Genomic DNA, 13,499 nt, shown 5'->3' on the forward strand with positions numbered 1-13,499 from the left:
CCGTTACGGAGTTCCATTCCATGCTCGCTTCATTGCTCGACTTCCTCGCCGGCGGCCTGATCCAGGCCAGCTTCTGGGAACTCGCCTTCTATTTCCTGGCGGTCACCCAGCTCACCATCATGTCGGTGACGCTGTACCTGCACCGCTCGATGGCGCACCGCTCGGTCGACTTCCATCCCGCGCTCGCCCACCTGTTCCGCTTCTGGACCTGGTTGACGACCTCGATGATCACCAAGGAGTGGGCCGCGATCCATCGCAAGCACCACGCCAAGTGCGAGACCGAAGAAGACCCGCACAGCCCGCAGTTCAAGGGCATCGACACGGTGATGTGGCGTGGCGTGGAGCTCTACCGCGAAGCGCGCGGCGAGCGCGAGGACATCGAGAAGTACGGCAAGGGCTGCCCGGACGACTGGATTGAACGCAATCTGTACACCCCGCACGCGACCAAGGGCCCGACCCTGCTGCTGCTGATCAGCTTCGCCCTGTTCGGCTTCGCCGGCGTGGCGATCTGGGCGCTGCAGATGCTGTGGATCCCGTTCTGGGCCGCCGGCGTGGTCAACGGTCTCGGCCACTGGTGGGGCTACCGCAATTTCGAAACCACCGACACCGCGACCAACCTGACCCCCTGGGGTTTCTGGATCGGCGGCGAAGAGCTGCACAACAACCACCACGCGTTCCCGAGCTCGGCCAAGTTCGCTCTGCGCAAGTGGGAGTTCGACATCGGCTGGACCGTGATCCGCGGCCTGCAGGCCGTGCGCCTGGCCAAGGTGCTGCGCGTGGCGCCGTCGCTGGACGTGCGTCCGAACATCGCCATGCCCGACGCCGAGACGCTCAAGGCGCTGCTCGCGATCCGCTTCCAGGCCATGACCGACTACTACCGCAGCGTCACCCTGCCGGCGCTGCGCGAGGAAGCCGGCAATGCCGGCGACCGCATGCGCGCGCTGCCGCGCAAGTTGCGCAAGGGCTTGGCCGACGGCGGCCGCTGGCTCGACGGCGACGCCCGCGAGCGTTTGCAGAACTGGGTCGCCGAGCGTCCGCGCATGGCCACCCTGGCCGATTTCCGCCAGCGTCTGGCCCAGGTGCTCGACGACCGTTCGCACGACGCCCAGGCCACGCTGCAGAAACTGCATGCCTGGTGCGCCGAGGCCGAAGCCAGCGGCATTCAGGCGCTGCAGGCTTTCTCCGCGCGCCTCAAGGGCTACGCGCTGGCGCCCGCGCGCGCCTGATCCGCACCTCGTAATTGCAATCCCGAAAGCCCGCGCAGCGATGCGCGGGCTTTTCGTTTTTACGCTGCGCCTGGCGCGATCTTCACACCGAAGTCTCACTGTGGCCGCGTCGGTTGCGGCGCTCGCATCGGCGGTGTTAGCTTCGATGCCAGGACGCGATCCGCGCTGCAAGCGCGCGATACGCAGGCGAAGGCCACAGGGAGGTGCGTGCATGCGCAGGGAGAGCTATGCCTATGTCGCTTTGGCGCTGGCCTGCGCCTTGGTCGTCATGCTGAGCGTGCAGAACCGCCAGCTGCGCAGCGACTATGCCGCTCTGATCGTCGAAGGCGCCAAGCCGCGCGTCGGCGCCTGGTTGCCCGATACCCCAGCAGAAACGCTCGCCGGCGAATCCGTCGTGCTCGGCCGCGCCTCCGGCGACCGCCAGGTGCTGTACTTCTTCGATCCCAGCTGCCCGGTCTGCGAAGCCTCGGTGCCCGCGATCCTCGATCTGGGCCGCGCCTTGCAGCGCCACGATCCGGCGCGCGTGCAGATGCTCGGCGTCGCCCGCCCGGACGCGCCCGGCCTGGGCGCCTATCTGCGCGCGCGCGGCTTCGGCTTCCCGGTCGCGCTGTCGACGCCGAAAATCCGCGCGCTGTTCAACGTCAACGTGGTGCCGCTGCTGGTCGTGGTCGATCGCGACGGCCGCGTCGTGTACTCGCACGTCGGAAAAATCGATACCAAGGAGCAGGTGCCCACCATCTTGACCGCGTTGCATGCCACGGAAAGGCAGGTCGCGGTTCAGTCACTAGGGAGAGAGCGATGAAGGTTTTGTCGAAGCGTCTGAAGGCGGTCGTATTCGCGATCGCGATTGTCGGCACCCTGGGTTTCGGCGCCGCGCAGGCGTTCGGTACCGACCCGGATACCGGTTGCCCGACCAAGCCGGGCTGCAAGTACGGCGGGCTCCGCACCGGCGGCTGCTGCCAGCTGCCGTAATCAGTTTCTGTTCCAGCTCCCCCAGGGCGATCCCCTGTATCGCCCGCGCGTGGCCGGCCCTCGTGGCCGGCCATGCGTTCTGCGCAGCGCGCCCTCAGGCTGAATCGCATCCCACGCCGGCCGCGCCCCGGCTTGTCTGCGACGCGCGCGCGCGTCAGGCTGCGCACACCCCTGGCACCGTCTCCCCGCGCATGCGCCGTCCGCTTACCGCCCTCGCGTTTTGTCTGCCCCTGCTGCTGCCCGCGCTGGCCGCGGCCCAGGTCCGCTCCACCGGCGACTATCTGTCGCGCATGGACGGCGACGGCGACGGCAAGGTCTCGCTGGTCGAATACCAGGACTGGCTGAGCTACGGCTTCGATGCGATGGACAAGAACCGCAACGGCGTACTCGAGGTCGACGAGTTCCCGCCCAGCCGCCGCAGCGCCCAGAACGCGCTCACCCGCGAACAGCACCGGGCGCAACTGGCCGAGACCTTCCGCAAGCAGGATCGCAACCGCGACGGTTCGCTGGACGCACGCGAACTGGCCTCGCCGCCGCAGTAGACTCGCTCCGCCTATCGCCTGCCGAGGTCGTCCATGAGCGGATTCCGTCGTCTGCTGGTTTCGATCGTATTGTCGAGCGCTTTCGCCGCGCTGCCGCTGCGCGCGGCCGATACGCCCCAGGCCGCCAGTCAATCCTGCTTCCTGCTCTACGAAGTCGGCGTCGGCGAACTGCGCCGCGATCCGGCCCAGGCCTGCACGCAGCGCTACAGCCCGGCCTCCACCTTCAAGGTTGCGCACGCCCTGTTCGCCCTGGACGCGGGCGTGGTCTCCGGCCCCGACGAACGCATGGCTTTCGACGGCCAGGGCGATTGGCCGGCTTCGTCGCGGCGCGACCACGACCTGGCCTCGGCGATGCGCAACTCGGTGGTGTGGTACTTCCAGCGCATCGCGGAACGGCTAGGCGCGCAGCGCGAGACCGACTACCTGCGCAAGATCCACTACGGCAACGAGGACGCCAGCGGCGCGCTGACCCGATTCTGGCTCGGCGACAGCCTGACGATCTCGCCGCAGGAACAGCAGCGCTTCCTGCTCGATCTCTATGCCGGCCGCCTGCCGCTGTCCAAGCGCGCGGTCGCCCAGGTCAAGGCGATGCTGGTGCAGCCGCAGGGCCGGGTCGTCAATGCGATGGGCGAGCACGCGTTCGCCGCGCCCTGGCCGGCCGGCACCGTGCTCAGCGCCAAGACCGGATCGACCAGCGACCGCGAACGCCGCGGCGTGCGCTGGCTGATCGGCCACGTCCAGCGCGGCCGGCGTTCCTACGTGTTCGTCAGTTGCGTCGTCGGCGCGCGCGATCTCGACGCCAACGCCGCGATCGACCTGGCCGCGCGCGGCCTGCACGACGCCAAGGTGCTGTAGCGCGGCTCAGTCGCAGCCGTCGCGTTCGCCGTCGAAATAGGTCTCGGCTACGCGGCCGTCGGCGCCGATGCGCTGGATCGACAGGCGCTCGTCGTGGGCCTTGACCACGATCCAGTCGTTCGCGCCTTGCTGCGCGTAGGCCGCGACCTGGCCGTCGCCGCTCAGCAGCGCGGCGCCGACCTGCGGCACGCGTGCATAGTGGCTCAGCAGGCGTGCGTCCAAGGCTTGGTAGTTCGGAATCGGCCGGCGCAGACCGAGCACGCTGCCGTCGCGCGCGAAACTCAGATCCAGCCGCGGCACCGGCGGATCGCCGGTCGCGCTCATGGCGTGGCCGCTGAGCGTGTCCTTGATCTCGCGGTCGGGCAGCAGGCGCAGGAAGGCGTCGATCGGACCGCCCGGCGTCGCCCGCGACACCCAGCAGCCGCGCACGAAGTCGATGTCGTCGGCGGCCATGGCCGGCGTGACGTGGAGTACGGCGAGCAGCAGTGCGGCGCGGACGGGGTTCATGGCGCGGCTCCGGAATCTGCGCAAACCTTAGCACCCGCCTGGACGCGCGATTTGATGCGTCTGCGCACTTTCCTGGGCGCGGTTCAGCGCGCCGCGCTGGTGCGTTGCTGGTGCCGGCGCGCCTTGGCGACGTTGCCGCAGGTGGCCATGTCGCACCAGCGGCGGCGGCCGTTCTTGGAGCTGTCGATGAACACCCAGCCGCAGTCGTGGCCGTCGCAGATGCGCAGGCGGTCGAGCTGGGCGTCCTTGAGCAAGTCGATCGCGTGCGCGGTGACCACATGCGCGATCAGGTCCGGCCCCGAGCGCTCGACCGACCACTCGGCCAGCAGGCGGCCCTTGCGGGCGACCAGACGGGCGGCGGACGAGGCGGCCAGGCGGGCCTTGTCCAAGGTCGCCAGATCGTCGGCTGCCGGCGGCGTGTCCTGTGCCAGCGCGTACAGGATCGCGCACAGCGCTTCGCGCAGGGTCTTGCAGCGGTTCAAGGCGGTGGCGGCCTTGGCGGGCTCGGCGTTCGCCAGTTCCTCCAGCTTGGCCAGGTCGGCGCGCGCGTAGTGACCGGACTGTCGCGCCCAGCGCAGCAGCGCGTCGTAATCGTCCAGCCAGTCGCGCGGCTGGGTGTCGCGCGCGGTGACGGTATTCGCCAGGTCGAGGGCGAGATGGCCGGCGACCAGGTCGGCGGGCTGGAAGGCGTGATGTTCGATGCGCATGCGTAACCCGCTAAGCGATATTGACAGGTTATGCTCGCGGGCATATAACCGTCAAAGATATATTTAAAGGTTCAGCGTCGTGGGGCCGGAAGCTGTGTCTCGCACGCTCGCGCCCTCGCTGGCCAGTCCCAAGGCGATCGGATTGGAACTGACGATCTACGACCCGGACCTCGACCCGGACGGCGTCTACGGCGCGCGTCTGGCGCGGACCGTCGAGGCCGCGTTCGCGGAGAGCGGACGCTTCGCGCTGCCCACGGATCAGCCGCGCGGAAATGCAGCCGCGGGCGGGCGACGCTAAGCGTCGTCGAAACTGCAGGGCAGGGGCGCCTCGTCGATGTCCTGGTAGGCCTCGGGCCGGAAGCGCGGCGAACAGATCGCCAGGAACACCAGGTCGCCGTGGCCCAGGTTGGCGATGCGCTGGCGGCAGTCCGGCGGGATCAGCACCACGTCGCCGGGCCCGACCTCCTGCGGCGGCAGTTCGCCGACTTCCACCCGGCCCAGGCCTTCGGCGATCACGTAGCGTTCGGTGGTCCCGCTCAGCCGGTGCCAACGCGTGGTCACGCCGGGCGCAACCCGCGCCCGCGCGATCGAGACCTCCGGATCGTCGGCGTGGTTGGACAGCTCGACGATGTGGCACTGCTCGGAGATGTAGAACTCGGTGCTGGGGTCGTAGCGATGGATCGACGGTTTCATGGCGGGGTCCGGGCCGGGTCTGAGTTCGGGCGCAGCCGCGGCGTCGCGCGACTGCGGCCAGTGTTGGGTTCCGCTGGCGATCCCGCAATCGCGGCGGCGCTGTGGGCAGTGCACCGGTCGAGCCGGGTGCCGGCCTCATCCTGGGTCGTGGCGCTGGCGATGGCGCGGGGTCCTAGCCGCCGCCATCGGCCGGCGCATTCAGCACGCTCTTGAGGTACTCGAAGTACTTCGGGTCCTCGTGTTTGAAGATGCTCGGGCCGGCGCCCATGTAGGCGCGCGTGAGTTCGTCTTCGGCGCGCTCCAGGTTGCCCAGTTCGAACTGCGACTGCCCCAGGCGCAGATGCAGGAAGGGGTTGCTGATCGCGTCCGGACAATGCATCGCGTCGGAGAGCGCCGCGCGCGCCGGCTCGTAGTCGCCGGCCAGGAAGTGCGCGTCGCCGATCGCGGCGAGCAGCCAGGTCGCCGCCTCCCAGTCGGTGGTCGGTTCGGGCAGCAAGCCCAAGGCCTCGGCGTACTTGGCCAGGGCTTCGCGATAGCGGCCCTGCTCGGCGCTGGCGTCTCCTTCTGCGGACAACGCCTGAACTCGTTCATGAACCTGATCGGATAGTTCCATTATCTGCGCTCCTGGGCCCCCGCATCCGCGGTCGTCGGAGCATAAGCACAGTCGCGCGACGGGCGCATAAAGAACAACGCCGGCTTGCGCCGGCGTTGCCTTACCGCATACGACGTGGGGTCGTTCGGGTGCGACCTCAGTCGCGGATGTCGCGGTCCTTGGTTTCGGGCAGGAACAAGGTGCCGATGACCACGGTGATCGCCGCGACGATGATCGGATACCACAGGCCGCTGTAGATGTTGCCGGTGGCGGCGACGATGGCGAAGGCGGTGAAGGGCAGGAAGCCGCCGAACCAGCCGTTGCCGATGTGGTACGGCAGCGACATCGAGGTGTAGCGGATGCGGGTCGGGAACAGCTCGACCAGCCAGGCCGCGATCGGGCCGTAGACCATGGTCACCAACAGCACCAGGAAGGTCAGCAGCGCGATCACCACCGGCGTGTTGACTTGCGCCAGGTCGGCCTTTTCCGGATAGCCGGCGGTCTTGAGCGCTTCGCTCAACTGCTTGCCGAACGCGTCGGACTGGGCCTTGAACTCGTCCTTGCCCAGCGCTTCGCCTTCGAAGCTGTTGAGGCTGGTGCCGCCGATCGACACCGTCGCCACGCTGCCGGCCGCGGCCGGGGCGTTGTTGTACGGGATGCCCTTCTTGGCCAGCGCCGACTTGATGATGTCGCAGGACTGCTTGAAGGTCGCCTTGCCGACCGGGTCGAACTGGAACGCGCAGCGCTCCGGATCGGCGGTCACCGTGACCGGCGACTTCGCCACCGCCGACTCCAGCGCCGGGTTGACGTTGTGGGTCAGCGCCTTGAACACCGGGAAGTAGGTGAACACCGCGATCAGGCAGCCGGCGAGCACGATCTTCTTGCGGCCGATCTTGTCCGACAGCCAGCCGAAGAAGATGAAGCCGCCGGTGGCCAGGGCCAGGGCGATGGCGATCAGGATGTCGGCGCGGTTCGGGTCCAGGCCCAGGGTCTTGGTCAGGAAGAACAGCGAGTAGAACTGGCCGCCGTACCAGACCACGGCCTGGCCGGCGGTCGCGCCGAGCAGGGCGAGCAGGGCGATCCTGCCGTTCTTGGAGAAGAAGCTCTCGGTGATCGGCGCCTTGGAGGTCTTGCCTTCGGCCTTCATCTGCTGGAACAGCGGCGATTCGGCCAGCTGCAGGCGGATCCACACCGACACGCCCAGCAACAGCACCGAGACCAGGAATGGAATGCGCCAGGCCCAGGCCTCGAAGTCTTCCTTGCCGAAGTAATTGCGGCAGCCCCAGATCACCAGCAGCGACAGGAACAGGCCCAGGGTCGCGGTGGTCTGGATGAAGCTCGTGTACAGGCCGCGCTTGCCGTGGGGCGCGTGCTCGGCGACATAGGTCGCCGCGCCGCCGTATTCGCCGCCCAGCGCCAGGCCCTGCGCCATGCGCAGGCTGATCAGGATGATCGGCGCGGCGATGCCCATGGTCGCGTAACTGGGCAGGATGCCGACCAGGAAGGTCGCCAGGCCCATGATCACGATGGTGACCAGGAAGGTGTACTTGCGCCCGATCATGTCGCCGAGACGGCCGAACACCAGGGCGCCGAACGGACGCACCGCGAAGCCGGCGGCGAAGGCCAGCAGCGCGAACACGAACTGGCTGGTGTCGTTGAGGCCGCCGAAGAACTGCTTGCCGATGATGACGGCGAGCGAACCGTACAGATAGAAGTCGTACCACTCGAACACGGTGCCGAGACTGGACGCGAAGATGACCTTCTTGTGGTCCTTGGTGAGATCGCCGGATCCGGGCGACGCGGTGGCGGTGACGCTGGACATGATGCGTTCCCCTAAAGGTTAGAAGCTGTACTTGACGTGCGTCTGCAGGCGATTGAGTTCGCCGGAGTCGCCGTTTTCGAGTTCGCGCTTGCCCCAGATCAGCTCGGCGCCGACGTCGAGCTTGGGCAGCGGCGTGTAGATCAGATTGACGTGCGCCGATTGCGCCGACCTGGTGATGCCCACGCCGGTCAGCGCAGTATCGTTGTCGTACTCGGCGCGCGAGTAGAACAGGTTGGTGCGCAGTTTGGGGCTGAACACGTGACGCCAGCCGACGAAGCCGCTGATCAGGTCGATGTTCTCCAGGTTGCCGGTGGAATCGAGCACGGCGTCGTTGTTCAAGGCCAGGCCGACGTAGCGGCCGATGCCGCTGCCGGCGGTGACCATGTAGCGCAGGTCGTCGTTCTTGCCGAGATTGAACTTGCCCGAGACGCTGGCACCGTAACCGGTGCTGCTGTCGTTGACCGGGCCGGTCTGGTACTTGAGCTGGCGCGCGAGCAGGCCGATGCCGAAGTGGCCCCAGTCGCCCTTGGCGGTGTAGCGCGCGGTCAGGTCCGGCATGCTGCCGTCGTCGCCGGCGACCTGGGCCATGTTGCCTCGGAACGGCGTGTACACCGTCTCCGGGTTCTCGATCGAGAACGACCACGGGCCCTTGGTGTAGCGCAACTGGGCCTGGCGCACGAACACCGTGCCCTCGGTGGGGCCGAGGAAATCGACCGTGTCCGGCAGCGCCGCGGTGTCCTGGAAGTTGGACCAGGCCTGGCCGGCGAGCCAGTTGTTCCAGGTCACGTAGGCCTGGCGCAAGGTGAGGGCGTAGGTGTTGGTGGCGACCTCATTGCCGGTGAAGGCGGTGGTGCCGCCGCCGAACAGGTCGAACTCCAGGTAGGCCTTGAGCTTGTCGCCGCTGTCCAGGTCGGTGTCGGCCGCGAACCAGAAGCGCGAGAAGTTCGCGCCCATATCGGTGTCGGTGCCGCCCTCTCGGGTGCGGCCGCCGCCGACCGGAATCGCCTTGGGCACGTAGAACAGGCGCCCGACCGAACCGTCGGCGATGTCGCCGTCGTTGGTCTGGGTGACCGACGCGTCGAGCTTGATGAAGCCGCCGTAGCTGAAGCGGGTGCCCGGATTGGCGCCGGGCGTGATCGCTGCGGTCTGCAGCGCGGGCTTGCCTGGCGTCGCGGCCGGCGCCGCGGGCGCGGTGGCCTGCGCGGTCTTGACCTCGGCGATCTGGCTTTGTTGTTGCTGCTGTTGCGAGACCAGCTGCTGGACCATGGCTTCGAGCTGGGCGACGCGCGCCTCCAGCTCCTTCTCCTTCGCCGTCTGGGCGAAGGCCATACCGGGCAGCGCCAGTGCGAGCAACAGGGCCGCGGCGAGCGGACGCCGCCGGATCGCGCTCCCCGCCGGCGATGCGATGCGATTGGACATGATTCCCTCCCGAGGAATGCCGCGCAGGACGCGCGACTGCGGCCAGCCTGCGCGCGGCGCCGGGGAGGGGCCATTCGCCATTGGTCGTAAAAAGCCGCGTTCAGACAGCGCGTACGACCATGGTCTAAATCGCGGCCGGGGCGGCTATCGTGGCGGATGCGGCACACTGGAGGTTCGCCCGCGCCTGCGCGAGCGTCCCGTGTCCTGCCGACCACGTCCCGCCGCCACGTCCCACGTCCAACCGCCCATCGGAGCACCCCATGAACCAGCCCGCCACCGTCTATCCCGTCGTCGCCGACTTCGCCGCCCAGGCGCGGGTCACGCGGGAAGACTACGAGCGCCTGTACGCCGAATCGGTGCAGCAGCCCGAAGCGTTCTGGGGCCGGGTCGCCCAGCGCCTGGACTGGTTCCGCAAGCCGACCAAGATCAAGGACGTCAGCTTCCAGCTCGACGATTTCCACATCCGCTGGTACGAGGACGGCGAGCTCAACGCCAGCGTCAACTGCCTGGACCGTCATCTGGATACGCGCGGCGACAAGACCGCGTTGCTGTTCGAGCACGACGATCCCAACCTGCCGGCCGAGCACGTGACCTACCGCGACCTGCACGCGCGCGTCTGCCGCCTGGCCAACGCCCTGCGCGCGCTGGGCGTGCGCAAGGGCGACCGCATCACCATCTACCTGCCGATGATTCCGGAAGCGGTGGTCGCGATGCTGGCCTGCGCGCGCATCGGCGCGATCCACTCGGTGGTGTTCGGCGGTTTCGCGCCCAACTCGATCGCCGACCGCGTCGCCGACTGCGCCAGCAAGCTCATCATCACCGCCGACGAAGGCCTGCGCGGCGGCAAGAAGATTCCGCTCAAGGCCAACGTCGATGCGGCGCTGAAGCTGCCGGGCACGAACTCGGTGGAGACCGTGCTGGTGGTGCGCCACACCGGCGCCGCGGTCGACATGCAGATGCCGCGCGACCGCTGGTACGACGCGGTGGTCGAGGGGCAGCCCGACAGCTGCGAACCCGAGCGCATGAATGCCGAGGATCCGCTGTTCATCCTTTACACCTCCGGCAGCACCGGCAAGCCCAAGGGCGTGCTGCACACCACCGGCGGCTACCTCGCCTACGCTGCCTACACCCACGAGACCGTGTTCGACCTGCGCGAGGACGACATCTACTGGTGCACCGCCGACGTCGGCTGGGTCACCGGCCACAGCTACATCGTGTACGGGCCGCTGGCCAACGGCGCCACCGCGCTGGTGTTCGAGGGCGTGCCCAACTATCCGAACGTGTCGCGCTTCTGGGACGTGATCGACAAGCACCAGGTCACGATCTTCTACACCGCGCCGACCGCGATCCGCGCATTGATGCGCGACGGCGACGAGCCGGTGACGCGCACCAAGCGCAAATCGCTGCGCCTGCTGGGTTCGGTCGGCGAGCCGATCAATCCCGAAGCCTGGCGCTGGTATTACGAGGTCGTCGGCGATTCCCGCTGCCCGATCGTGGACACCTGGTGGCAGACCGAGACCGGCGGCATCCTAATCACGCCGCTGGCCGGCGCGATCGACCTCAAGCCCGGTTCGGCGACCAAGCCTTTCTTCGGCGTGCAGCCGGCCCTGGTCGACGCCAACGGCGAGGCGCTGGAAGGCGCGGCCGAGGGCAACCTGGTGCTGCTGGATTCCTGGCCGGGCCAGATGCGCACCGTCTACGGCGACCACCCGCGCTTCATCGAGACCTACTTCAAGACTTACCCCGGCAGCTACTTCACCGGCGACGGCTGCCGCCGCGACGCCGACGGCTACTACTGGATCACCGGCCGCGTCGACGACGTGATCAACGTCAGCGGCCACCGCATCGGCACCGCCGAGGTCGAGAGCGCGCTGGTCCTGCATCCCAAGGTCGCCGAGGCCGCGGTGGTCGGATTCCCGCACGATCTCAAGGGCCAGGGCATCTATGCCTACGTGACGCTGATCGCGGACGAAGCGCCCAGCGAGGACCTGCGCAAGGAACTGGTGGCCTGGGTGCGCAAGGAGATCGGCCCGATCGCCACGCCCGACCATCTGCAATGGGCGCCGGGCCTGCCCAAGACCCGCTCGGGCAAGATCATGCGCCGCATCCTGCGCAAGATCGCCGAGAACGCGCCGGACCAACTCGGCGACACCAGCACCCTGGCGGATCCGTCGGTGGTGGATAGCCTGGTCAGCGAGCGCTTGGGCAAGTGATCGCGGCGAGTAAAAGCAAATCCCCCCTGGCCCCCCTTTTTCAAAGGGGGGGATCTGTGGCGTCGCTGTCTGCGGGTGCGTCGTTTCCCGCGGATGGGTCGTCTTGCGCTGGAGCGCGTCCCCTTTCGCGTCCTCTGTCTTCGCCGCCGTTTGGCCTTTCGCCTTTCCCCCCTTTGAAAAAGGGGGGCAGGGGGGGGGCGCTCCTAACGCTCTCCTCCGCACAGCCGCTCAGCCACGATCTGCCAGATGACCAGCATCACACTGTCGGTCTCCACAAGAACCTGCCGATTATCGAATCGCAACACGCGCAAACCGCGCCCAGCCAAGGCGGCGTCGCGCGCCCTGTCGGCAAGCGCACGACCTCTATCGCAGTGCTGGCTTCCATCCACTTCGATCACCAGCCCGGCAGCGGGTGCGTAAAAGTCCACGATGAAGTCCAGCAGCGGCGTTTGCCTGTAGAACTGCACGCCCAAGACTTGTTTCCGACGAAGCCGGAACCACAAGGCCTGTTCGGCAGCTGTCATGGCCGTCCGCAATCTCCGCACCGGGTATTTGAGTTGGCGTCGATACGGCTGCATGCGGCCATTGGATCGCGCGATACGACGGTCGCGACAGTCGGTGCACACCGCAGGCCAGACCCGGAAAACCCTTGCCCAGGAGCGCAGCCGTGGCCACCCTGCTGATCGCCGACGACCATCCGCTGTTCCGCGAAGCCTTGCGCGGCGCGGTGGCGCGGGTGCTGCCCGACGCGGTGCTGCGCGAGGCCGACAGCGTCGACGCGCTGTACGTGCTGGTCGAGGCCGAGTCCGACGCCGACCTGCTGCTGCTGGATCTCAACATGCCCGGCGCGCAGGGCTTCAGCGCCCTGGTGCATCTGCGCGCGCTGCATCCGCAGCTGCCGATCGTGGTGGTGTCCGCGCGCGAGGAGCCGGCGGTGATGCGGCGCGCGCTCGATCATGGCGCGGTCGGCTTCATCCCCAAGTCGGCCGACGCGGCGACCCTGGGCGAGGCGATCTCGACGGTGCTGGCCGGCGATCGCTGGGCGCCGCCGGCCGCGCTGTCGGCACCGGCGGCGGCCGCCGACGAGCACGACGCGGCGCAACGCCTGCGCGATCTCACCCCGCAGCAGTTCCGCGTGCTGCAGATGCTGGGTTCGGGCCTGCTCAACAAACAGATCGGCTACGAACTGGGCGTGTCCGAGGCCACGGTGAAAGCGCACGTGACTGCGATCCTGCGCAAGCTCGGCGCCAACAACCGCACCCAGGCGGTGCTGATCGCCGGACGTCTGGCGCTGGATCCGGGCGCGATCGTGCTGCCGGCGGAAGAGGGCGAGTAGCTCGCGGATGTGCATGCCGCTGTCGATCGCCGCATACGCATGCGAAGGCAAGAGCTTGCGGCCGCATGACTGACGACGCGCGCCAGAACGAGCCCGGATCGAGCCTGAGATTCGAGGCGGGCCAGGAATTCCCGGAGCGCGTGACCAAATCGGTCGAGATAGCCGTGCCGCCCGAACGCGTGTGGCAGGCCATGACCGATGCGCGCTGCATCGCAGCCTGGATGTCCGACGAGGCCTTCGCGGTCGAGACGGATTGGCGGGTCGGCGGCCCGATCGTATTCCGTGGCGTGTTGCACGACCGCCTGCGCTTCGAGAACAAGGGCGTGGTGCAGGCGTTCGAGCCGCCGCGGCTGCTGCAGTACACGCATTGGAGTTCGCTGTCGCGCAGGGTGATGTCCGATGCGCTCGAGAATCACACCGTGCTGCGCTTCGAGATGAGCCCGTCGGGCGCCGGCACGCGCCTGGACCTGACCCTGAGCAACATGAACAACTACGCGGTGTACGGGCACATCAACTACTACTGGGAAATAACGCTGGCGGCGTTGCAGCGTTATTGCGAAGCCGCAGACGCCGCGCGGACCGACGCCGCGCTGCCGTAGGCCGCCGATGGCGCGC

Annotated in this window: 16 protein-coding genes; 9 read left to right on the forward strand and 7 right to left on the reverse strand. The window is 68.0% G+C overall.

The annotated features are described in order from the left end of the window. The first annotated feature begins 20 nt into the window (after positions 1-20). From ASD78_RS00410 to ASD78_RS00425, 5 genes are all read left to right on the forward strand, one after another. The gene (locus tag ASD78_RS00410; RefSeq protein ID WP_056097698.1) at positions 21-1,226 is read left to right on the forward strand and encodes a fatty acid desaturase; all 1,206 of its coding nucleotides are present in this window, start codon (positions 21-23) and stop codon (positions 1,224-1,226) included. 211 nt (positions 1,227-1,437) lie between these two features. Beyond that, positions 1,438-2,028 (forward strand): redoxin family protein, encoded by a 591-nt coding sequence (locus tag ASD78_RS00415; RefSeq protein ID WP_056097699.1) that lies wholly within the window; start codon positions 1,438-1,440, stop codon positions 2,026-2,028. Then, positions 2,025-2,198, forward strand: a complete 174-nt coding sequence (locus ASD78_RS20360; RefSeq protein WP_156087506.1) for a hypothetical protein — start codon at positions 2,025-2,027, stop codon at positions 2,196-2,198. The genes ASD78_RS00415 and ASD78_RS20360 overlap by 4 nt, the downstream gene beginning before the upstream one ends. 191 nt (positions 2,199-2,389) lie before the next feature. Further along, the gene (locus ASD78_RS00420; RefSeq protein ID WP_055907430.1) at positions 2,390-2,740 is read left to right on the forward strand and encodes an EF-hand domain-containing protein; all 351 of its coding nucleotides are present in this window, start codon (positions 2,390-2,392) and stop codon (positions 2,738-2,740) included. Between the two features lie 33 nt (positions 2,741-2,773). Further along, the gene (locus tag ASD78_RS00425) at positions 2,774-3,595 is read left to right on the forward strand and encodes a penicillin-binding transpeptidase domain-containing protein (protein ID WP_056097700.1); all 822 of its coding nucleotides are present in this window, start codon (positions 2,774-2,776) and stop codon (positions 3,593-3,595) included. A 6-nt stretch (positions 3,596-3,601) separates the two neighbouring features. Here ASD78_RS00425 and ASD78_RS00430 read toward each other — a convergent pair whose 3' ends face one another. Continuing rightward, on the reverse strand, positions 3,602-4,102 hold the full coding sequence (locus tag ASD78_RS00430) for a hypothetical protein (RefSeq protein ID WP_056097701.1): 501 nt from the start codon (positions 4,100-4,102) through the stop codon (positions 3,602-3,604). An 83-nt stretch (positions 4,103-4,185) separates the two neighbouring features. Then, on the reverse strand, positions 4,186-4,809 hold the full coding sequence (locus ASD78_RS00435; protein WP_056097702.1) for a CGNR zinc finger domain-containing protein: 624 nt from the start codon (positions 4,807-4,809) through the stop codon (positions 4,186-4,188). A gap of 142 nt (positions 4,810-4,951) precedes the next feature. Between ASD78_RS00435 and ASD78_RS20365 the strand changes: the two genes are divergently transcribed. Beyond that, entirely contained in the window at positions 4,952-5,107 is a 156-nt protein-coding gene (locus ASD78_RS20365) for a hypothetical protein (RefSeq protein ID WP_156087507.1), read from the forward strand. On the opposite strand, the gene ASD78_RS00440 is transcribed toward ASD78_RS20365, so the two are convergent. The 4 genes from ASD78_RS00440 to ASD78_RS00455 form a co-directional block, all read right to left on the reverse strand. Next, positions 5,104-5,502 (reverse strand): cupin domain-containing protein, encoded by a 399-nt coding sequence (locus tag ASD78_RS00440; RefSeq protein ID WP_055907446.1) that lies wholly within the window; start codon positions 5,500-5,502, stop codon positions 5,104-5,106. The two genes, ASD78_RS20365 and ASD78_RS00440, sit on opposite strands and share 4 nt — an antisense overlap. A gap of 172 nt (positions 5,503-5,674) precedes the next feature. Beyond that, positions 5,675-6,076 (reverse strand): tetratricopeptide repeat protein, encoded by a 402-nt coding sequence (locus ASD78_RS00445; RefSeq protein WP_200944101.1) that lies wholly within the window; start codon positions 6,074-6,076, stop codon positions 5,675-5,677. A 175-nt stretch (positions 6,077-6,251) separates the two neighbouring features. Then, positions 6,252-7,916 (reverse strand): MFS transporter, encoded by a 1,665-nt coding sequence (locus tag ASD78_RS00450; protein WP_055907452.1) that lies wholly within the window; start codon positions 7,914-7,916, stop codon positions 6,252-6,254. Between the two features lie 18 nt (positions 7,917-7,934). Beyond that, positions 7,935-9,335, reverse strand: a complete 1,401-nt coding sequence (locus ASD78_RS00455; protein ID WP_056097704.1) for a DcaP family trimeric outer membrane transporter — start codon at positions 9,333-9,335, stop codon at positions 7,935-7,937. Between the two features lie 260 nt (positions 9,336-9,595). On the opposite strand from ASD78_RS00455, the gene acs reads away from it, so the two are divergent. Continuing rightward, positions 9,596-11,548, forward strand: coding sequence for an acetate--CoA ligase (acs, locus tag ASD78_RS00460; protein ID WP_056097705.1), 1,953 nt, complete (start codon positions 9,596-9,598; stop codon positions 11,546-11,548). Positions 11,549-11,751: 203 nt separating this feature from the next. Here the strand turns inward: acs and ASD78_RS00465 are convergent, their stop codons facing one another. Continuing rightward, the gene (locus ASD78_RS00465; protein ID WP_056097706.1) at positions 11,752-12,126 is read right to left on the reverse strand and encodes an endonuclease domain-containing protein; all 375 of its coding nucleotides are present in this window, start codon (positions 12,124-12,126) and stop codon (positions 11,752-11,754) included. Positions 12,127-12,215: 89 nt separating this feature from the next. On the opposite strand from ASD78_RS00465, the gene ASD78_RS00470 reads away from it, so the two are divergent. Beyond that, positions 12,216-12,884, forward strand: coding sequence for a response regulator transcription factor (locus ASD78_RS00470; protein ID WP_055907463.1), 669 nt, complete (start codon positions 12,216-12,218; stop codon positions 12,882-12,884). A gap of 65 nt (positions 12,885-12,949) precedes the next feature. Then, positions 12,950-13,483, forward strand: a complete 534-nt coding sequence (locus ASD78_RS00475) for an SRPBCC domain-containing protein (RefSeq protein ID WP_056097707.1) — start codon at positions 12,950-12,952, stop codon at positions 13,481-13,483. Positions 13,484-13,499 lie beyond the last annotated feature (16 nt).

The sequence above is a fragment of the Lysobacter sp. Root667 genome (genome assembly GCF_001427715.1).
Taxonomy (GTDB): domain Bacteria; phylum Pseudomonadota; class Gammaproteobacteria; order Xanthomonadales; family Xanthomonadaceae; genus Lysobacter.